21 protein-coding genes are annotated in these 20,120 nt (G+C 61.4%); 10 read left to right on the top strand and 11 right to left on the bottom strand.

The window, feature by feature from the left end:
- Positions 1-3: 3 nt before the first annotated feature.
- The 3 genes from AC25BC_RS33450 to AC25BC_RS33440 all read left to right on the top strand — a co-directional run bounded on the left by AC25BC_RS33450 (position 4) and on the right by AC25BC_RS33440 (position 2,865).
- A complete protein-coding gene (locus tag AC25BC_RS33450; RefSeq protein WP_128439928.1) occupies positions 4-1,008 on the top strand; it encodes a sugar-binding transcriptional regulator in 1,005 nt (334 codons plus the stop codon).
- 161 nt (positions 1,009-1,169) lie between these two features.
- Complete coding sequence (locus tag AC25BC_RS33445) at positions 1,170-2,402, top strand: protein-L-isoaspartate(D-aspartate) O-methyltransferase (protein ID WP_128439929.1); 1,233 nt, start codon at positions 1,170-1,172, stop codon at positions 2,400-2,402.
- Between the two features lie 10 nt (positions 2,403-2,412).
- Complete coding sequence (locus AC25BC_RS33440; RefSeq protein WP_128439930.1) at positions 2,413-2,865, top strand: DUF421 domain-containing protein; 453 nt, start codon at positions 2,413-2,415, stop codon at positions 2,863-2,865.
- A 157-nt stretch (positions 2,866-3,022) separates the two neighbouring features.
- On the opposite strand, the gene AC25BC_RS33435 is transcribed toward AC25BC_RS33440, so the two are convergent.
- The 7 genes from AC25BC_RS33435 to AC25BC_RS33405 all read right to left on the bottom strand — a co-directional run bounded on the left by AC25BC_RS33435 (position 3,023) and on the right by AC25BC_RS33405 (position 10,549).
- A complete protein-coding gene (locus AC25BC_RS33435; RefSeq protein WP_017997109.1) occupies positions 3,023-3,787 on the bottom strand; it encodes a FadR/GntR family transcriptional regulator in 765 nt (254 codons plus the stop codon).
- A 24-nt stretch (positions 3,788-3,811) separates the two neighbouring features.
- Complete coding sequence (locus AC25BC_RS33430; RefSeq protein WP_128439931.1) at positions 3,812-4,876, bottom strand: four-carbon acid sugar kinase family protein; 1,065 nt, start codon at positions 4,874-4,876, stop codon at positions 3,812-3,814.
- Complete coding sequence (locus AC25BC_RS33425; RefSeq protein ID WP_012760160.1) at positions 4,873-5,865, bottom strand: ABC transporter ATP-binding protein; 993 nt, start codon at positions 5,863-5,865, stop codon at positions 4,873-4,875. Before AC25BC_RS33425 ends, AC25BC_RS33430 begins: the two co-directional genes overlap by 4 nt.
- Complete coding sequence (locus AC25BC_RS33420) at positions 5,865-6,872, bottom strand: ABC transporter ATP-binding protein (protein WP_017997106.1); 1,008 nt, start codon at positions 6,870-6,872, stop codon at positions 5,865-5,867. The genes AC25BC_RS33425 and AC25BC_RS33420 overlap by 1 nt, the downstream gene beginning before the upstream one ends.
- Positions 6,869-7,825 carry an ABC transporter permease gene (locus AC25BC_RS33415; RefSeq protein ID WP_012760162.1) on the bottom strand — a complete coding sequence of 319 codons (957 nt, stop codon included), beginning with the start codon at positions 7,823-7,825 and terminating at the stop codon, positions 6,869-6,871. The genes AC25BC_RS33420 and AC25BC_RS33415 overlap by 4 nt, the downstream gene beginning before the upstream one ends.
- A 2-nt stretch (positions 7,826-7,827) precedes the next feature.
- Entirely contained in the window at positions 7,828-8,784 is a 957-nt protein-coding gene (locus tag AC25BC_RS33410) for an ABC transporter permease (RefSeq protein WP_012760163.1), read from the bottom strand.
- Positions 8,785-8,914: 130 nt separating this feature from the next.
- The gene (locus AC25BC_RS33405) at positions 8,915-10,549 is read right to left on the bottom strand and encodes an ABC transporter substrate-binding protein (protein WP_487778597.1); all 1,635 of its coding nucleotides are present in this window, start codon (positions 10,547-10,549) and stop codon (positions 8,915-8,917) included.
- A 327-nt stretch (positions 10,550-10,876) separates the two neighbouring features.
- Between AC25BC_RS33405 and AC25BC_RS33400 the strand changes: the two genes are divergently transcribed.
- The 6 genes from AC25BC_RS33400 (at position 10,877) to AC25BC_RS33375 (ending at position 16,315) form a co-directional block, all read left to right on the top strand.
- Complete coding sequence (locus AC25BC_RS33400; protein WP_128439932.1) at positions 10,877-11,782, top strand: dihydrodipicolinate synthase family protein; 906 nt, start codon at positions 10,877-10,879, stop codon at positions 11,780-11,782.
- 11 nt (positions 11,783-11,793) lie between these two features.
- A complete protein-coding gene (locus AC25BC_RS33395; protein WP_128439933.1) occupies positions 11,794-12,981 on the top strand; it encodes a sialidase family protein in 1,188 nt (395 codons plus the stop codon).
- 351 nt (positions 12,982-13,332) lie between these two features.
- Positions 13,333-14,466 (top strand): iron-containing alcohol dehydrogenase, encoded by a 1,134-nt coding sequence (locus tag AC25BC_RS33390; RefSeq protein ID WP_128439934.1) that lies wholly within the window; start codon positions 13,333-13,335, stop codon positions 14,464-14,466.
- Positions 14,467-14,497: 31 nt separating this feature from the next.
- Positions 14,498-15,484, top strand: a complete 987-nt coding sequence (gene pdxA, locus AC25BC_RS33385) for a 4-hydroxythreonine-4-phosphate dehydrogenase PdxA (protein WP_017997100.1) — start codon at positions 14,498-14,500, stop codon at positions 15,482-15,484.
- Between the two features lie 169 nt (positions 15,485-15,653).
- Positions 15,654-15,908 carry a type II toxin-antitoxin system Phd/YefM family antitoxin gene (locus AC25BC_RS33380; RefSeq protein WP_011649626.1) on the top strand — a complete coding sequence of 85 codons (255 nt, stop codon included), beginning with the start codon at positions 15,654-15,656 and terminating at the stop codon, positions 15,906-15,908.
- Entirely contained in the window at positions 15,908-16,315 is a 408-nt protein-coding gene (locus tag AC25BC_RS33375) for a type II toxin-antitoxin system VapC family toxin (RefSeq protein WP_012760169.1), read from the top strand. The genes AC25BC_RS33380 and AC25BC_RS33375 overlap by 1 nt, the downstream gene beginning before the upstream one ends.
- 184 nt (positions 16,316-16,499) lie before the next feature.
- Here the strand turns inward: AC25BC_RS33375 and AC25BC_RS33370 are convergent, their stop codons facing one another.
- The gene (locus AC25BC_RS33370; protein ID WP_012760170.1) at positions 16,500-16,982 is read right to left on the bottom strand and encodes an RES family NAD+ phosphorylase; all 483 of its coding nucleotides are present in this window, start codon (positions 16,980-16,982) and stop codon (positions 16,500-16,502) included.
- A complete protein-coding gene (locus AC25BC_RS33365; protein ID WP_018070805.1) occupies positions 16,979-17,410 on the bottom strand; it encodes an antitoxin Xre-like helix-turn-helix domain-containing protein in 432 nt (143 codons plus the stop codon). The genes AC25BC_RS33370 and AC25BC_RS33365 overlap by 4 nt, the downstream gene beginning before the upstream one ends.
- A 139-nt stretch (positions 17,411-17,549) precedes the next feature.
- On the opposite strand from AC25BC_RS33365, the gene AC25BC_RS33360 reads away from it, so the two are divergent.
- Positions 17,550-18,428: an alanine--tRNA ligase-related protein gene (locus tag AC25BC_RS33360; RefSeq protein WP_128439935.1), complete on the top strand. Its 879-nt coding sequence runs from the start codon at positions 17,550-17,552 to the stop codon at positions 18,426-18,428.
- Between the two features lie 131 nt (positions 18,429-18,559).
- Here AC25BC_RS33360 and AC25BC_RS33355 read toward each other — a convergent pair whose 3' ends face one another.
- Both AC25BC_RS33355 and AC25BC_RS33350 read right to left on the bottom strand, forming a co-directional pair.
- A complete protein-coding gene (locus AC25BC_RS33355; protein ID WP_113546843.1) occupies positions 18,560-19,330 on the bottom strand; it encodes an ABC transporter permease in 771 nt (256 codons plus the stop codon).
- Entirely contained in the window at positions 19,327-20,115 is a 789-nt protein-coding gene (locus tag AC25BC_RS33350; protein ID WP_113546842.1) for an ABC transporter ATP-binding protein, read from the bottom strand. The genes AC25BC_RS33355 and AC25BC_RS33350 overlap by 4 nt, the downstream gene beginning before the upstream one ends.
- Between the last annotated feature and the right edge of the window lie 5 nt (positions 20,116-20,120).

Genomic DNA, 20,120 nt, shown 5'->3' with positions numbered 1-20,120 from the left:
TGCATGACGCAGAATAGAAATTCTCCATTCGCCCCCGTTGCGCTCCCAGATGAGCAAATGCAGGTGCGCGTGGTTTGGCTCTATTACATGGAGGGGCGCACGCAAGGTGAAATTGCAGAAGCACTTTCAACCAACAGGCTTCGCGTCAACAAGATCATTGCAGAAGCGCGCCGATCAGGACTGGTCACGATCACGCTCAATTCGCGGCTGACATCCTGTGTGGCTCTGGAACAGCAGTTGGCGGCGGAATTCTCGCTCACCAGGGCTATCATCGTACCGACTCCAGAGGATGAGGACCTCATCCCCGTCCTGCTCGGTCAAGCGGCAGCCGATTATCTCGTTCAGTTGCTGAACGGCGGCAACATTCGCGGCATCGGCGTCGGATGGGGAGCCACTCTGCGCGAAATGGTGCGTCATATGCCTTCACAGCGGCGACCCGAAATCTGTGTCAACTCGGTCATGGGCGGACTGACGCATGGCATCGAAATCAACACGTTTGATATCGCAAGCGACCTTGCCCGCCAGCTCAATGCCGAATGTTCCTATCTTGCCGCGCCCATTTACGCCGGCAGCCCCGAGTCGCGCGCAGCGATCGTCAGACAAGACGTCTTTGAAGCGGCCTTCCGGCAGATCGAGGCCAATGACGTCATCGTGCTCAGCATCGGCGACATGACCGAACGCTCGCTGCTGATGCGCTACGGCCTGCCGAGCAACATCAACATAGAAGAGCTTGTCGCAGCTGGCGCCTGTGGTGACGTGCTTGGCCAGTTTGTCGACAGGACCGGGCGCCCGATCGAGCATCCGATCAACAGGTGTGCGATTGCTCCGGAGTTTGAGGTGTTACGCGCCATTCCCAATGTCGTCTTCGCATCGGGTGGCCTGAACAAGGTTCACGCAATTGCCGCGGTTTTGTTGTCCGGCCTTGGGAACGTGCTGATTTGCGACGAAGCGACCGCACGGCAGGCACAACTCATTGCTACCGAGTTGAGGACGCGCAACGGGTCATAAACCGCGCATCAACGGCTGATCCCGACTGCAGGCTCCTCCACTACAACCGATGTCCCGGTGCGCCTGCGCATCGCAGGAACTCTCCGGTCGCCCATTTGTTTTATATTCTGCACCGCCCAGAAATTGCCCCCAGATGTAATCGGCGGCAGTGGAGCTGATCCATGGATATGACGCGCATCCGAGATCGCATGGTGGAGCACCACGTGACGCGTCGTGGCATTCACGATCAAGGCGTCATCGGGGCGATGCGCATGGTGGCGCGCGAAAAATTCGTTCCTCCAGGCTCCGAGGAATTCGCCTATGAGGATGCGCCGCTGTCGATCGGCGAGGGCCAGACGATTTCGCAGCCGTTCATCGTGGCTCTGATGCTCGAAAAGGCCAATCTGAATGCCGGTGACAAAGTGCTCGAGGTCGGAACGGGCTCCGGCTATGCTTCCGCCCTCATCAGCCGGATAGCAAGGCATGTCTATTCCATCGAGCGCCATGAAAAGCTGGCGCTTCAGGCCAAGGAACGGTTCGAAAAGCTGGGATACCGCAACATTGACGTTCGCGTGGGCGATGGCAGCAAGGGCTGGGCGAAAGCCGCTCCGTTCGATGCCATTATCGTTTCCGCGGGCGCCCCCGAGGTACCAACCGCCTTGAAAGAACAGCTGGGTCTCGGAGGGCGGCTGATCATCCCGGTCGGCGGCGGCGAAGGGCAGCGCCTGAAACGGCTCACGCGCACCGGCGCCACCGCATTCGAGGAAGAAGATCTCGGCGGGGTGCTCTTCGTTCCCTTGATCGGCGAAGACGCCTGGACAGCTTCACATCCGATGTACACGGCAACGGCCCCCTCATTGCCGGGAACGTTTGCCTCCGAACCAAGCTCTCCGCAAAACGCGCAGGGAGGGGGCATGGGAAGGATACACGAGTTGCCCGCGTTGCCGGAAGGTGTGCTCGATCATAGCGAATTTCAGCAACGGTTCTGGGCTGTTCAACGTATTTCCTGGATCGTGTTCACGCTTCTGTTGGTAACCTGCTTGCTGGGATTGCTGGGAAGAGGCGGTCCGTTTTCTCGGCAAACACTCCTATTGCCCGAAGGATCCGTGGATTTTCCCGTCATCTCCCGCTGGAATGCCCCCGAGGACATGACCGTGACCTTCACGCCGTCATCCGAAGACCGGATCTTCACGATCGATGCCGCCTTTCTTCAAAGCTTTTCAGTTCAGGGCATCGATCCGCCCCAAAAGACAACCTTCGCGCGCGACGGCCGGATAGGTTATGTGTTCCCCGCCGATCCGGCTGGGCCGACGCAGATCGTCTTCCGCCTGCAAACACAACTCCCCGGCCCTCGTCGTGCCCTCATCGGCATGGGCAGCGAGACGCGCACCCAATCTACTTTCATCTTTCCATGAGGACGGCACGGTGGATGCGGTATTACGCGGACTGGCAATCTATTTCACGCTGCTCGTGATCATCCGTCTGTCGGGAAGACGGACATTGGCCCAGATGACGCCGTTCGATCTGGTCATCGTGCTGGTGATCTCCGAAACCACCCAGCAGGCGATGCTGGGAGATGACTTCTCGATCACCAACGCCGTCATCTTGATCCTCACGCTGTTTACGACTGACATCGGCCTGTCCTACGTGAAGAGGTGGTGGCCTCGCGCAGCTCATATTATCGACGGCGTTCCAACCGTTCTGGTGACGGATGGCGTCTATAACGAAGGCGCGCTCAAAGGCGCCCGGCTGCAGAAAGAAGATGTCATGCAGGCAGCTCGAAGCCAGGAAGGCATCGAGAGCGTGACGGAGATAAAATTTGCCATTCTCGAAGTGAGCGGCAACATCAGCATCATCAAGAAGCAGAAATCCGGCTGACAATCGATCTCTGGCATCAAAAGGTCGACGTCTCCGCCATCCCGACGATCAGGGCAGCATGATCAAAAGCGCGCTTATCGGGCGTTGCCGAGGCAGGAAGAAATATCGTGATGATCTCTCTGTCATTTTCGAGCTGCCGGCTGCTTGGGAATGCGCGTCAGAAGGATAGGTCGAGCACCCTGCCCTCGAACAGACGGTCCCGGGAGCCTTCGAGATGCGCCTTCATCAGTCTTTGCGCATCGTCAGGCCGGCCATCGGCGATCGCCTTGTAGATGGCGTTATGCTCCTCATAGACCTGTTCGAGCCCCTGGCGGGGACCGAGCAAAGAGAGGCCGTGGAGATGCATGCCGACGGCGATATGAGCCTTCAACGCATCGATCGAGGCCGTGTAATAATGATTGTTGGCAGCCTCCGTCACCGCGCGGTGGAAGAGGAAATCGGCGTCGGTGCGATGAAGCTGGTGGCTGGTCGCCTCACGCAGATCCGCAAGCGCGCTGGCGATCTTCTGAATGGCCTGCTCATTGCGGCGCTTGGCGGCGAAATAGGCGGCCGCCGGCTCGATCGTCAGGCGGAATTCGTAGCAGCGCTGGATATCGGCGATCGTCTTGACCGGCGAATAGGCAAGCTGCGTCGTCGGCGATCCGTGCGCGCTGACGAAGGTGCCGGCGCCCTGCCGGGCATAGACCATGCCCTGATCGCGCAGGCGCGCCAGCGCATCTCGGACGATCGGCCGCGACACACCCAGCATCGAGGCAAGCTCATGCTCGCCGGGAAGGCGTGAATCCGGCGGATAGTTTCCGCCGCGGATACGCTCGAGCAACTGGTCGAAGACGCGATCGACCAGCTTGACGCCCTTGCCGCGTTCAGGCTTGCCCGGCGGGCCGGCTTCCGCGTTCAAAGATTCGCCATTCACTTCAGCCACGTCATTCTCCCCGGCGGTATCTTACTATGCCGCCCGATTCCAAAGGACCAGTCTTAGCAAACTATCGGGCTTCCCGAAGCCCCCGGACTTCACGGCGCACCGAAAATGCCGCCCGTCAGCTGCCGTGACATCGAACCACGGCACACCAGCTTCGATTTCGCCCTGCGGCGCCAGCACTCTGACCCCAAGCGCCTGGAAAACGGCAAGCGCCGTGTCGCCGCCGCCAACCATCAGCATCTCAGGCCTGGTATCGTCGATGACCGATCTGACGCCTGCAGCAAAACGGCGGGCGACCTCTGCTGCATCGGCTGTCATATCGCCGGTGCAGCGCAGCAGCGCCGGCAGCGCCATGCCCTCCCCGACTTCGACCTGCCCCATCGGCGCGTCCACCACCATGCGCAAGACACCCGAGGCTTCGAGCCGGTCCATCTGGGTAGCGGTAATCGGATCGCGCGAGCCAAAGGCGAAAAGGGTGCGCCGGGTCGCTGCAAATTCCGGCACCGGCTGCCGCCCCGTTTCGCCGAGCTGGCGGGCAAGAGCAGCACCCAGACCCCGTGCGCCGACCGCAAGCGTCTGGTCCCAGTCATGATCGGTAACGATCTGGTCGAGATCACTGTCATTCTCCGCATCGGCAACGGTGACGCTGCCTGCGCGGCTCTCGAACAGATCGGCGATCGGCAGCGGCTTGTCGACGCCGCGGCCGACAACACAGCCTCTGTACGTCACACGCTCCTGGTCGGGAATAGCGGGCGCCACGAGGATAGTCTCCAGGCCAAGCGCATCTGCCAGCGCCAGGCTTTCCACTGCTACATTGCCCTTCAACCGGGAGTCTATCTTCTTCATCAAGACTGCCGGTTTCACGCCACGAAGTGCCTCGGTTGCCAAGCGCACCCTTTCGGCAGCTTCGCGCTCGCCGAGCGCGCGCGAGGCCGTGTTGATAACGACCACGTCACAGCCAGTGGCGATGGCATCCTCTGCGGCCTCGACATCAACGGCGACCGAAATCGAAAGGCCGGCTTCGACGAAGGGCGTGCCTGTATCGAGCGCGCCGGTCAGGTCATCGGCAATGATGACGGCCTTCAGCGTCATGCGGTCTGTCCGGTGTTGACGGCGTGACAGGCGACGAGATGGCCGGGTTTTGCTTCCTGCCACGCGGGGATGACCTTGCTGCAGACATCCATGGCGATCGGGCAGCGCGTGTGGAAACGGCAGCCGGTCGGCGGGTTCAGCGGGCTCGGCACATCACCCTGCAGGATCTGGCGCTGGCGCGTGCGCTCATGCTCCGGATCGGTCTCCGGAACGGCCGACAGCAGCGCTCTGGTATAGGGATGCAGCGGATTGTCGAAGAGTTCCTCGCGGGTGGCAAGTTCGGCCAGCCGCCCGAGATACATGACGCCGACGCGGGTGCTGATATGGCGTACGACCGCAAGATCATGGGCGATGAACAAATAGGTCAGCCCGTATTTTTCCTGCAGATCGAGCAGCAGGTTGATGATTTGCGCCTGGATCGACACGTCGAGCGCCGAAATCGCCTCGTCGCAGACGATGAATTTCGGCTGGCAGGCGAGCGCGCGGGCAATGACGACGCGCTGGCGCTGACCGCCGGAAAGCTCGTGCGGGTAGCGCTGGGCAAACCGCGTCGGCAGGCCGACATCGGTGAGCAGTGTCGTCACCCTGTCCTTCAGCTCGGCCTTGGTGCAGAGCTTGTGGAAGAGGATCGGCTCGCCGATCGCCTCGCCCACCGTCATGCGCGGATTGAGTGTCGAATAGGGATCCTGGAAGACGATCTGCAGGTCGCGGCGAAACGGCCGCATCTGCTTCTCGTCGAGCGTCGCGAGATCCTGGCCCTTGTAGACGACCTTGCCGCTGGTCGCCTTGTAGAGGTTGAGGATGGTGAAACCGGTCGTCGACTTGCCGCAGCCGGATTCGCCGACCAGGCTCAGCGTCTCGCCTTCCATGATGTCGAGATTGACATTGTCGAGGGCATAGACGGTTGCCGAGCGTTCGCCGAAGGCGCCGAGCTTGACGTGGAAATGCTTGACCAGGTTTTCGATCTTGAGCAGCGGTTGAGCGCCCATCACGCGGCCTCCTGCATTCTCTGGACGACGAAACAGGCGGCGCGGTGATTGGCGCTGCCGCTCAACGGTTCGAGCTGCGGCACCTTCTCGTGGCATATGGCTTCGGCAAGCGGGCAGCGCGGCGCAAATGGGCAACCCTTCGGCCGGCGGCCAGGCTCCGGCGGCGTGCCGCCGATCGAGCTCAGCCGGCTTGCCGGCGGGTCCGAAAGCTTCGGGATAGAAGACAGCAGGCCGCGCGTATAGGGATGGCTCGGGCGGGCATAGAGCTCGTCGACCGGCGCATCCTCGACCACCGTGCCGGCATAGAGCACGGCGACGCGATCGACCAGGCCGGCGATCAGCGCCAGATCATGGGTGATCCAGACGACCGACATGCCGAGCTTGGCTCTGAGATCCTTCACCAGATCGACGATCTGAGCCTGGATGGTGACGTCGAGCGCCGTCGTCGGCTCATCGGCAATCAAAAGCTTCGGATTGCAGGCAAGACCGATCGCGATCATCACGCGCTGGCGCATGCCGCCGGAGAGCTCGTGCGGATAGGCCTGCAGGCGCTCTTCCGGGCCGGGAATGCCGACAAGCCGCAGAAGTTCGACAGCGCGGGCGCGGGCCGCCGCCTTTTTCATTCCGCGATGGTAGACCAGCGGCTCACAGATCTGGTCGCCGACGCGCATCACCGGATTGAGTGAAGTCATCGGATCCTGAAAGACGAAGCCGATATCGCCGCCGCGCACCTTGCGCAGCTCGCGATTCGACATCGTCTGCAGGTCGCGGCCGTCGAATGTCGCCGATCCCTTGGTGACCTTGATCTTGTTCGGCAGCAGCCGCATCAGGCTCAGCATGGTCAGGCTCTTGCCGCAGCCGGATTCGCCGACGACGCCAAGGGTCTCGCCCTTGTTGACATGGAGATCGATGCCATCGACGACCACGGCCGGGCCGTTGCGGCCGTCGATCTCGACGGTGAGGCCCCTGACATCGAGCAGGCGGTCGGTGCTTTTCGTATCCATCATTTGCTGCCCCGCGGATTGAGCGCGTCGTTGAGTCCGTCGCCAAGGAAGCTGAAGGCAACCGAGGCAAGGCCGAGCACGGCCGCCGGAGCGGCGAGAAGGTGGGGATAATGCTGCCAGACGCGCAGGCCGTCCGAGATCATGTTGCCCCAGCTCGGCGTTGGCGGATTGACCCCGACGCCGAGGAAGCTGAAGGCGCTTTCCAGCACCATCGCCGTGCCGAGGCCGGCGCTGACCGAGACGATCAGGGGGCCGAGCGCATTCGGAATGACATAACGCTTGATGATGATCCAGTTCGACAGGCCGAGCGCCTGGGCCGCGGTGATATAGGGCCGGCTGCGGATCGACAGTACCTGGGCGCGCACGAGACGGGCGTAAGGCGGCCAGGAGATCAGCGCCATCGAGCCGAAGACGAGAATGAAATCCACCCACATGGTTTCGCGGTAGAAGGGATTGAGGGTCGCGAGATAACGCGCCTCCATCCATTTGCTGATCGGCGATTTCAGCGAGGCGTTGATGACGACGACGAGCAGCAGGTTGGGAACCGACATCGTCACGTCGGTCAGCCACATGATGGCGCGATCGAATGGATTGCCGAAGAAACCAGCGACGGCCCCGAGCACGAGGCCAATCAGCACCGCGAAGACGGTGACGATGATGGCGACGAGGAAGGCGGTGCGTGTGCCGAAGACCACGCGGCTGAAGACGTCGCGGCCGAGATCGTCGGTTCCGAAGAGGTGGCTCATCGACGGCAGGACGTTGCGGGCGTTGAGGTCCTGGCTCAAATAATCATAAGGCGTGAGGTAGGGGCCGAAGATCGCCGTGAAGCCGAGGATCAGGACGATGACGAGGCCGAAGATGGCGAGCCTGTTGCGCTTCAGCCGATACCAGGCATCGCGCCACAGGCTGACCGGCTCTTCGACGGTTTCGGTGGTGGAAAGAGGGATGGCGGACATGGTCAGCGGCTCCTTCTTGAATCATTGGCGCGCGGGTCGAGCAGCGGATAGAGCACATCCACCAAGAGGTTCGAGACCATCACCAGGAATGAGCCGATCAGCGTGATCGCCAGAATGACCGGATAATCGGAATTGATCAGCGCCTGCACAGTCAACCGGCCGAGGCCCGGCAGGCCGAAGACGAGTTCGACGAAGATCGCGCCGTTGACGATGGTGATCATGATCAGGCCGAGCTGCGTGACGACGGGCGTCAGCACCGGCCGCAGGATATGGCGCAATGCCACGATGATCTCGGGCACGCCCTTGGCGCGGGCGGTGCGGACGAAATCCTCCGACAGTACCTCGATGACGGCGGCACGCGTCTGCCTCACGATCAGCGCGATCGGCTGGAAGGAAAGGACGAGCAACGGCAGCAGGATACGGACATCGAAGATGCCGCCCCAGCCATAGGGCACGCTTGCACCCGGCAGCAGCACGATGAGGCCGACCATCAGCATCGGACCGGCGACATAGGCCGGGATCGCCCAGAGGAAGAGTGCGGAGCCCAGAATGGCATAGTCGATGCGCGAATTCTGGTTGAGCGCAGCGATCATGCCGAGCGGGATCGCGACGACGGCGGTCAGGATGATGGAACAGATCGCAAGCTGGAAGGAGACGGGGGCTGCGGCCGAGACCATTGCCCAGACGGAGCGGCCCGAGGTCAACGAATTGCCGAACTGGCCGTGCAGCAGGTTCCAGATGTAAAGGCCGAACTGGACGATGAAGGGTTTGTTGAGACCGGCACTTTCGCGAATGGCTTCGATGCGCTGCGGATTATAGGCGACGTCGCCTGGCGCGCGCAGGAAGATCAGCTTGATCGGATCGCCTGCACCATAGAAGGCCAGCGCGTAGACCGCCAGCATCACCACCAGAACGGACGGAATCCAGATGGCAAATCGGGTTAGCACGTAGCGCAGCAAGGCCACCTCCCACCTGTTGTTCGACGCGTTCCCGCTTTTGGCTGCGATCGCATCTCTTCTTTTTGATACGTGCGCGAAGGCCTTGCGGCCTTCGCGCGGGTTATTGCCGATTGGAACGGTTTCCGCCGGATCAACCGATGGAAATGTTCCAGGGTTCGACGACCTGCCAGTCAAGGTTCTTTTCCAGGCCCTTGACCTCTTTGGTAGCCCAGCGCGACATCGCCTGAGAATACCATGGAATGAAGGCCCAATCCTCGCGGAACGCCTTCTGGGCTTCCTGGGCGAGAGCGATGCGCTTCGGATCGTCCGCAGCCTTGGTCGTGGCCTCGGCAAGGGCACTGTTGACCTTGTCGTTCTTGTATCCACCGAGCTTGTTCTGCGCATTCGACGAGGTCGAGGCGATGCAGCCCGCCAGATAGGAGACGGCATCGGGAACGCGGGTGCCGACGTCGTCGCGGAAGATCTGGACCGAATTCTGATCCGGACCCGCATAGGAATCCTGCTGCGGCTTCATGTCGACGGCTGTGATGCCGAGATTCTGACGCCACTGCTCGGCGATGAACTGGGCGGCGGCCTGAATGGCCGGCGCCGAAATGCCGACGAACAGGATCTTCGGCAGGCGCTCCGGACCGCCGTAGGTCGATTCCGCAAGCAGCTTCTTGGCAGCAGCCGGATCATAGGGATAAGGCTCGAAACCGGAATTCTCCGCACCCGGAACCGAGTTGAGGATCTGGTCGGCTTTCTTGTGCGGGCCGTCGGGATAGGACGCCTTGAACAGGCCGTCGCGATCGACGGCCATGATCAGCGCCTGGCGGACCTTCGGATCGTCCATCGGCGCGCGGGAGATGTTGAACCAGAAATGCTGGCTGGTCGGGATCAGCGGGCCGGCCGAGAATTCCGGACCAAGATCCTGGATGATGGTCGAGGTGACAAGTTCGGTATGGGCGTTGAACTCGCCCGATTTGATCAGCGACGTTGCCGTGACATTATCCTCGATCGAGGTGATATCAATACGGGCAAGCTTCGGCTTCGGTCCGAAGAAGTTCTCATTCGGCTCGAAAGAGAGTTTGCCGGCGTCGATGTCGATGCTCGTCAGCTTGAACGGACCGGAGAAGACCGGCTTGCTATCGGGCTTATACCAATCGATGATCTCCTCGCCGTCGCTGCCGCGCGACTGCGATGCCTTGGTGATCGGCGCGATGTGGTTTGCCAGGCGCATGAAGAAGATCGGGTCTGCGGCACCAAGCGTCACCACGACCGTCCCCTCGTCGGGTGTCGCGACACCAGTCAGTTCGTTGCCGGAGCCGGCGGCGATTTCGGCGTAACCCTTGACCCTGCTCAGCACCTGGTCGGCGCGCTGGTTCTTGGTGTTGGGCATCGAGGAGACTTCCCACGATCCCTTGACATCCGCCGAGGTGATCTTGCTGCCGTCGGAAAAGACGGCCTTCGGGTCGAGCTTGAAGGTCCAGACTGTGTTGTCGGCCGATTCCCAGCTGGTGAAGACGTAGGGCTTGATATTGCCTTCGCTGTCGAAATACATCGGCGATGCCCACCAGATCGAATTCCAGCGGAACGTCCTGCCGCCGCCGCGCAGCGGCGACCAGTCCTGGTCGAAGGCCGGATTTGCGACCTTCAGGACCTGGCCTTCATCGGCCATGACGATGCGGGCATTCATCCCGAATACGGTGAGGCCGACACCGGCTGCAAGGCCGAGCTTCAGCGCGTTACGACGTGATATTTTGGTTTTATCCGATTGATCAGACATGGCATTCCTCCCAGAGTGAATTCGGCAGCGCTCTCCCTGCACCTGCCAGGCGCAGCACAATCCGTTCCGTATCGTTCTCTCGTTATTGTAAATATGTCAACAAAAAATCGCGATTTCAATCCGAACAAAATTTTCTCCTGAAAATATATGAGTTATAACAGATAGATAAGTTTTCGCGGCGGCTTCACGGCATTTTGTCTTCTTGACAAAAGCGCGGCAATATAAAAGTTCTTTGCACTCCATCGCGACAGACCGATGACAATTGCAATGCGCAGCCTCCCGGTTCGAACACGGATCGGCAAGACAGGACGCGCCGAGGAGGGCGGAATGAGCCATCACAGGATTACCGGCGTTTTCAGCGCCTCCGCAACGCCGCTGACGGCGGACAACAGGCCGGATTTCGGCCTTTTCACCGACCATTGCCGGCAGTTGCTGGCCGAGGGGTGCCATGGCGTGGCGCTGCTCGGCACGACGGGCGAGGCCAATTCCTTCTCCGGAGCCGAGCGCCGTGCCATTCTGGAAGCAGCACTGAAGGCCGGCATTCCCGCCGACAGGCTTTTGCCGGGCACTGGCGTCGTCGCCATTCCCGAGACTGTGGAATTGACCCGGCACGCGCTGTCGCTTGGCGTCACCAAGGTGGTGATGCTGCCACCCTTCTACTACAAGGGCGTCTCCGACGATGGTCTCTTCGCCGCCTATTCGCAGGTGCTGGAAAAGGTCGCCGACACCCGCCTGCAGGTCATCCTCTATCATATTCCACAGGTTTCAGGCGTTCCGCTGTCCATTCCGCTGATCGGGCGGCTGATTGCAGCCTTCCCGGAAACGGTCGTCGGCATCAAGGAATCTGCCGGAGATTTCAACAACATGCAGGCGATCATCGCCGCCCATCCCGGCTTCTCGGTGCTGGCGGGCGCCGATCCGCTGCTGCTGCCGTTGCTGAAGGCGGGCGGCGCTGGCTGCATCACGGCAACCTCCAATCTCGTGGCGAATTCGCTCCGCACCGTCTACGACCATGTCCATGACGAGGCGCGCGCCGCCGATGTCGAGGCGGCGCAAGCGCGCATCAACGCCTATCGCACGCTTTCCAATTCCTACGTCCAGATCCCGACCATCAAGGCGATGGTGGGGCTGAAGACCGGCAATCCCGCCTGGAAGCGCACGCGTGCGCCGTTGGTGCCGCTCGGCGATGCCGACTATGCCGCACTCGCTGAAAGCTATGCCAAGCTGCCTTGAGGAGATCCGTCATGAGTTTTACCGGCCTGCCTCCGGAAGCCGTTCCGGCCCTGATGACCGGGGCCATCGCCCCTCACCCCACGATCGAGGGTCGTGCGGATGCCTATCTGCCCTCCCCCTGCATCCAGAACCATGCCGCAAATCTCGCCTTCCTGCCCGACGGTACGCTGACATGCGTCTGGTTCGGCGGCACGATGGAGGGCATGGGCGACATCTCGATTTACATGTCGCGGCTGGCGCCGGGCTCCGAGCGCTGGTCTGTGCCGGAAAAGATGAGCGACGACCCGGAGAAATCCGAACAGAACCCGTTGATTTTCAACGCTCCAGACGGAAACGTATGGCTGCTCTATACCTCGCAGACTTCCGGCAATCAGGACGGTTCTGTTGTCAAATGCCGGATTTCAGGTGATGGCGGCCAGACTTTCGGCCCGGTCCAAATTCTCTGCGACAGTCCCGGCACTTTCGTTCGCCAGCAGATCGTCGTCAACGGCAGGGGCGATTGGCTGCTTCCGGTCTTCCGTTGCGTCGGCCTGAATGGCCAGCGCTGGAGCGGCGATGCCGATACGGCTGCGGTGCTGATGTCACGTGATGGCGGCGCGAGTTGGCAGATGCGCGATATTCCAGACAGTATAGGCGCGGTGCACATGAACATCCTGCCGCTTGGCGGCGACGAGATGATCGCCTTCTACCGCAATCGTTTTGCCGAAAACATCCTTTCCAGCCGATCATCCGATGGCGGCGAGACATGGAGTGCGCCCGAGCCCGCCGAACTGCCGAACAACAACTCCTCGATCCAGGCCACGATCCTGAATGATGGAGCAATCGCAATGGTTTACAACCATTCGAATGCCGGCATGTCGGATGCACGTCGCCAGTCTCTCTATGACGAAATCGAGGGTGGCGATGCTGGAGAGACCACCGTCGTTGCCGATACCAGCGCACGCAAGGCCGTCTGGGGTGTTCCGCGTGCGCCGCTGAGCCTGGCGATATCAAGGGATGGCGGCAAGAGCTTTCCGCATCGCATCGATCTCGATACCGGCGACGGCTTCTGCCTCAGCAACAATTCGAAAGAGTCGCTGAACCGCGAGTTCTCCTACCCCTCGATCGTCCAGGGCGGCGACGGCACGCTCCATATCGCCTACACCTACTACCGGCGCGCCATCAAATATGTGCGCCTCGCCCCGCAATCCCTGCCGTGAGCAAAGCGGCAGCCGGAAAATTGTAAACCTGCGTCCGATCGCAAGGATGCAGGATGGCAACGGCTGCGGGTTGACGGACGGGGAAATTGACAACAGGCTCAGATTATTCACCGCCGTCGCAAAGATGATGGGCCAGCGGTGCATGAAATGCCGGCATAACCAAGACGAATTTCATAACACACTGATATCTTTATCGATATTGGCACAGCACGCCGCGTTGAAGCGCGCTCGAGCGCACGTCAGATGATAAAAACTTCTGCTCTCTGGAATGCTGGCTTGACATTGACATTACAACTTTACATTAAAGAGGACGATGATATTGCCGCAAGATCTTGCAGGGAGGACTGGTTCATGGCCAGCTTGGATTCGCCGATCACGATAGTTCGGCCGCATCTGATCGAATTCGGCGTCGGCACGGCGGGAAAGCTCGGCAAATGGGCCGCCGAAAAGGGCTATCGTCGCACGCTCGTCATCTCCGATGCCTTCAATGCCTCGCGCATCGACGTACTGGAGCTGAAGGGCGAGGTAACCGTCTTTGCCGAAGTGACGCCCGAACCGGATACGGCCAATCTCGCAAAGGTGCTGGCGGCGGCAAACGCCGCCGATGCCGAGCTGATTGTCGGCTTCGGCGGTGGCAGCGCCATGGATCTAGCAAAACTTGCCGCCGTGCTTGCCGGCTCTGCCCAAACGCTGCACGAGGTCGTCGGTCCGAACAAGGTGCATGGGCCGCGCAAGGTAGCGCTTGCCCAGGTGCCGACGACATCGGGCACCGGCAGCGAGGCCGGCATCCGTGCGCTTGTCACCGATCCGGCGACGATGGCAAAGCTTGCCGTCGAAAGCCTGCATATGCTGGCCGATATCGCCGTCATCGATCCTGCTTTGACCTTCAGCGTCCCGGCTCGCACGACGGCCGCCACCGGCGTCGATGCCATGGCCCATTGCGTCGAGGCCTTCACCAACCGCAAGGCGCATCCGATGGTCGACATCTATGCGATCGAGGGGACGCGGCTCGTCGGCAAATATCTCGCCCGCGCCGTCAAGGACGGCAACGACGCTGAAGCGCGCGCCGGCCTCTCGCTCGCCTCGCTTTACGGTGGCTTCTGCCTCGGCCCGGTCAACACCGCCGGCGGCCATGCGCTCGCCTATCCCCTCGGAACGCGCTGGCATGTGGCCCATGGCGCGGCAAATGCGCTGATCTTTCCGCATGTTCTCGCCTTCAATACACCGTCCGCGCCTGAGAAAACCAAGGCGGTGATGGAGGCGCTTGGGTGTGAAACCTCCGGCAACGTCACCTCCGTCTTCGATGCGGCTTATGCTTTCTGCGCCGAACTCGGCATCGAGATGAAGCTCTCAGGCCTCGGCGTGCCGGAAAGTGATCTCGACGCCATGGCCGACGACGCCTTTGCCATTCGCCGTCTGCTCGATAACAATCCGCGAGATCTCTCTCGGGCCGACATTCGCGCGATTTACGCGGCTGCCTTTTAAGCGGTAAGGTTTTTTAGAAGGGACTCGATCGATGGACAGGAATGCGAAAGTTGCCGTGACGCTCGGCGATCCGGCCGGCGTCGGCCCCGAGGTGATCGTCAAGGCCTTGGCAGCCCTTCCGAGGGAAGAGCGCCGCGATTTCGTGATCGTCGGCAATGTCGAAGCGCTGGAGCGCGCCGACCGCGTCACCGGCACCGGACTGCGGTTCGGGCCTGCGGATGCACCCGGTGACGACAGGATCGCCGTCGACGAAGTGGCGCTCGGTGCGGCTCTACCTGAGATCGGCAAGGTCAGCCCCGTCGCCGGCGATGCCTCGGTGCGCTACATCACCCGCGCCGTCGATCTCGCCATGTCGGGTCAAGCTGACGTCATCGTGACCGCGCCGATCAACAAGGAGGCGATGAACCTCGCCGGCCATCACCATGACGGCCATACCGGGCTGCTCGCGCATCTCACCGGCTCGAAGAGCTCCTTCATGCTGCTTGCCTCCGAGCGGCTGAACACCATCCACGTCTCCACCCATATCTCGCTGAAGGGTGCGATCGAGCGCGCCAAGACCGAGCGTGTTCTGGCCACCATCGAAGCTGGCCATCGACACTTCCTGCGGCTTGGCAAAACAGCGCGCATCGCCGTCGCCGGCCTCAATCCCCATTGCGGCGAAAACGGCCTGTTCGGCACCGAGGATACGGAATTCCTGGCGCCCGCCGTCGAGCAGGCGCAGGCAAAGGGCATCGACGTCGTCGGTCCGATCTCGGCCGATACGGTGTTTGCCCGCGCCTATAACGGCGCCTTCGATCTCGTCATCGCCCAGTATCACGACCAGGGCCATATCCCGATCAAGCTCGTTGCCTTCGACACGGCGGTCAACGTCTCGCTCGGCCTGCCGATCGACCGCGTCTCGGTCGATCACGGCACCGCCTTCGACATCGCCGGCACCGGCAAGGCAAACCACGTCAACATGCTGTCGGCCATCGCCTATGCCAGGCTGATGGCCCGCTCGCCGCGGCAGAGAGCGTGATCGCGGCTTCCATGAGGACCAACAAGCGCCCATCGCCGACACAACGATTTTGAACTTCGTTATGACATCCAATAGTAGAACCGGACTCTGTCGTTCAGGAGCGTCCCGCCGTTGACGCGTCGACATTCCAAGACTACATAGCTAGACAGTCTAGCTAGGAGCAGAATCGATGGAATGGCAGTTGCAGGACGCCAAGAACCAATTTTCGAAGGTCGTGCAGAAGGCCCGACAAGAAGGGCCGCAGGTGGTGACCGTGCGGGGCGAGCGTACGGCCGTCGTTCTATCCGCGCGCGACTACGACGCCCTGCGTGCCGGCAGGCCGACCCTCGTCGACGACTTGCTCGGTGGCCCCGCCTGGGACGATGAGTTCGCCGATGCGGTAGAAGCACGCAACAAGACTCCAAGCCGCGACGTTGCCTTCTGATGTATCTGGTCGACACCAACATCGTCTCGGAGGCGCGACGCGGCACGCCGCAGGCGGTCTCCTGGCTGCGCTCCGTCGATCCGCTCACCATCCACTTGAGCGCGTTGACGCTTGGCGAGATCATGCGCGGCATTGCCCTCAAACAGAAATCGGATCCGAAGACCGCGGCGCATCTCACCGAGTGGCTGCGCAAGCTGCGTTATGATCATGGCGACCGGATCCTGCCGGTGACCGACGAGATCGCCGTCGAATGGGGCCGCATCGCCGCCATCCGGCCGCGTGGCGATATCGACGGGCTGATCGCCGCAACCGCGATCGTTCATGATCTGATTGTCGTCACTCGCAATGTCGGCGATTTTGACGACACCGGCGCAGCGGTGATAAATCCATGGGAGACGGACGCGTGAGCAGTCGAGGCAGCCACTTCCTCGTTTAAAATGGCCTCCTGTGCCTTTGGATAAAGGCCTTGGCTACGTCGGGCCGAGTACTATTGTCGGCGCGTTTGGTGGCAGCATCATGATCTGCTGACCAAGCCTCATCTGTCCGGCGTTTTGATCTGCTCAGCGGAAACGTTGATTGCAGCGCAACCCGTCACATGCCGAACAAGCGACGATCCCAGAAGACCGGTTGGTGGAGGCTGGTGGTGATCGACGGGAATTCCGGGTGGGCCGGATTGATCAGCACGTTGCGGTCGACGCGGGCGACGACGCTTGGCACCAGCAGGATGGCGCTGCGCTTTTCCTGGCACCAGCGCTCGCCGAAAGCCTTGCTGACGTTTGCCGGCATGCTGTCCCAGCCGGGCAGCGCGGGCTCGGAGAAAACCTCGTAGCTTAGCCCACGCGGTAGGGTGATCGTGACATAGTGCTGATTGGGTGGCAGCCGCCCGCTGCCATGGACGAGCTTTTCGAGCAGTGCCGTCGAATAATGCTCGCTCGTATAGATGATCGGGCTGCCCGACGTGTTCCACCGGCCAGGCGCGATGGTCGAGCCGGTGGCGTCGAAGATCGGATAGGTTCCGTGGGGATCTCCGATGCGGACGGATGTCAGTGTGCGGTCAAGAACCTGTGCGCTCACGCAGCGCTGCCGTATTTCAGGCTTCCGAGAATATCGAGCACGAGCTCGCCGCCGATCTCGCTCTGGATCACCACGTCGATCGGCCGCCTGTCCTCCAGCATCGCATGCGGCCGAAACAGGAAATCGCGCGCCTCGGTCTCGGTCTGCCAGACATCCAGCGCCGATCCCCAGACGCGCGCCAGACGGGCGAGCTTTATGCCCTCGTCGGAGGAGAGCCGATGCTTGGACTTGCGCCGCTCATAGGTGGCCTTCGGAACGAGCCTATACTTGAACTGAGTATCATCAGGCGCCAGAAGCAGCGCCATGCGATCAAGCGCCTTGACCGGCAAGCCTTCCTCGATGCTGGAGAGCAGGCCAAAGGCCGAGCGCGACGCCGGTTCCCGGGCGGGCAGTCCGAGAACGTCTGCGATGACTGCAAATCCCATCATGACAAAGCTCCTTATCACTTGAGGATATATCTAGCCTCAAGTGAGGCGATGTTCAAGGGTGCCATCCCGGCTTATCTTCGATAGCGGCGGATTGCCGTGCGCGCGAGAGACCGCTATCTTTACCTAAGGCACACGAACAATGAAGGAGGTTGCCTATGTCACCGCGGGACGCCTGATCCAGCAATATCAACACTTCTGCCTTTACAAGGGCATTGATTTCATACACATCGAATCCGTACGGCCGCATGACGATACCACGCTCTTCTGCAGCGCTGGAATGCAGCAGTACAAGCCCCTCTTCACCGATCCCTCCCATAGTGGAACAATCGCAAACAGCCAGGCTTGCCTGCGCATGGGCGACCTCGACGAAATCGGCGACGGAACTCATCTTCTCCATTTCTCCATGCTCGGCCTTTTCTCGTTTAGGGAAATGACCGTCGGCAATGCCATCGATTTCTGGCTCGAGTTTCTGGGAACGGTGGGGCTCGTGCCGGATCATGTGACGATCCATCCCGACCGCCTGGTGGAATGGACGCCGCTCTATGGCGGGCGCGTGGCCATCATGCCGGATCCGGAATGCATGTGGAGCGATGGCAGCATCAGCGGATACTGCACCGAGTTCTACAAGGATGGCGTCGAGATCGGAAACATCGTCAATCCGCTCGGCACCTGCATCGACGTCGGCTTCGGTCTCGAGCGCCTCGACATGATCGTCAACGGCACGCCGCAAGACGATGCGCTTGGGACACTGTGCGAGACGGTCATGACAATCGTGGAAAGCGGCTACCGGCCGGGCAACAGGGAGCAGGGATATGTCTTGCGAAAACTGCTTCGTCGCATCCACAAGATGGGCGGCACGCTCGATCACCCCTTCTTCCGGGAAGAGGTCGAGCGCCAGAAGCGGCTGCGCGCCAAATATCTGCGTCTGCGTGAACGCCATTCCGACATGAGTCCCGCCTGGTGGTTCGACACTCATGGCATCGATCTCTCCGACATCCGGGAGACGATGGACGAATAGCGGAAGCAAGGCCTCCCGCAGACAAAGCGGGAGGCCTTGCCATATGCTGGAAAGTGTCAGCGTTTTGGCCATCCCCTGTTTGCCCAGGCGATGAGCCAGTCACGGAGATGTGCTGCCCGCATTGAACGCTTTCAGTTGCGCGCCGGCTGCAGCCGACGGAAAATCCGCTCGATCTGGGCAACAGCGGCAAAAAAGACGATACCGGAGAACGAGGCGAGCACGACGGCGGCAAAAAGCCTTTCCGCCTGATAGTTGAATGTCGACTGGATGATGACGGCGCCCAGCCCCTGGTTCGAGCCGATCCACTCCCCGACGATCGCGCCGATCACACAGGTGGTTGCCGAAATGCGCAGCGACGCAAAAAGCAAGGGGGCGGATCGTGGGGCGCGTAAGCGCCAGAACGTCTCCCACCCGCTCGCCGAAAGCACATGCATCAGGTCAAGCTCGCTCGCAGTCGCCAGATTGAGGCCCCGGGCCGTATTCACCAGGGTTGGGAAGAAGCAGATGAGAGCGGCGATGATGACCTTTGGCAGCATGCCGAGGCCGAAAATGAGGATGATGATCGGCGCAAGCGCCAGCACGGGGATGGTGTTGAAGAGCAGGACAACGGGAAAATAGGCGGCCTGGAAGCGCGGATTGTAGACAAAGGCAATCGCCATGATCACGGCGAGACTGTTGCCCAGGAGGAAACCGAGACCCGCCTCGCCCCATGTCGGAATCGCATTCGACAGAAGGAAGCGCCATTCGATGCCAAGCGTGCGCAGGATCGCCAGCGGCGTTGGAACGATATAGGCGGGAATACCGAGAGCCGGCACCAGCCATTGCCAGGCGAGAAGCAGCGAAAGGGCGCCGATAACAGGAAGGCCGATTGCCTCGGCGAGTGATAACGGACGATGCGTCATGCAGCCGAACTCCCCTGCTGCAGCAATTGGCGCAGACGGGCGGCTGTCTCCTGGACATCGAGGCTCTCGCGCCGACAGAGGCCGCGCTCGTCTTTCAGTGGCGCAAGATCGATCAACGCCTGAACGCGGCCCGGATTGGCCGCCAGCACCAGCACGCGTCCGCCGAGATAGATCGCCTCGACGACGCTGTGGGTGACGAACAGGATGGTCGTGCCGGTCCGGCGCCAGACGTCCAGAAGCTCGTCGTTCAGTCGTTCGCGGGTGATCTCGTCGAGCGCGCCGAAGGGTTCGTCCATGAGCAGGATATCCGGCTCGCATTGAAGCGCGCGCGCAATGGCGACACGCTGGCGCTGGCCCCCGGACAGTTGATGCGGATAGCGGTCGGCTAGATGTGACAGGCCGACCAGTTCGATCCAGTGGTCGGGCCGCGGATCGACCGATCGCGAGACGCTCTTCTTCCCCACCTGCAGCGGCAGCGCGACATTCTCTTTCACGGTCCGCCACGGCAGCAGCGTTGCGTCCTGAAAGACGAAGGCGACCTCGCGCCGCCGGCGCGCCTCCGACGCTGTCCTGCCGAGCACCGACAGCCGCCCGTCAAGCGGCGGGAGAAGATCCGCCACGGCACGCAGCAAGGTCGACTTGCCGCAGCCAGAGGGACCGAGAATGGTCAGAAACTCGCCCCTGCCGACGCTGAGGTCGACGCCGGACAGAATGCGGGTCGTCTCGACAGCGCCGGCATAACCGACAGCCAGATCCTTGGTTTCGATGGCCGCTGCTTCAGGCAAATCCG

The organism is Rhizobium sp. WSM409 (assembly GCF_057653825.1).
Note: the sequence above shows the minus strand (reverse complement) of the source record. Positions and strands in the feature narration are given on the sequence as shown.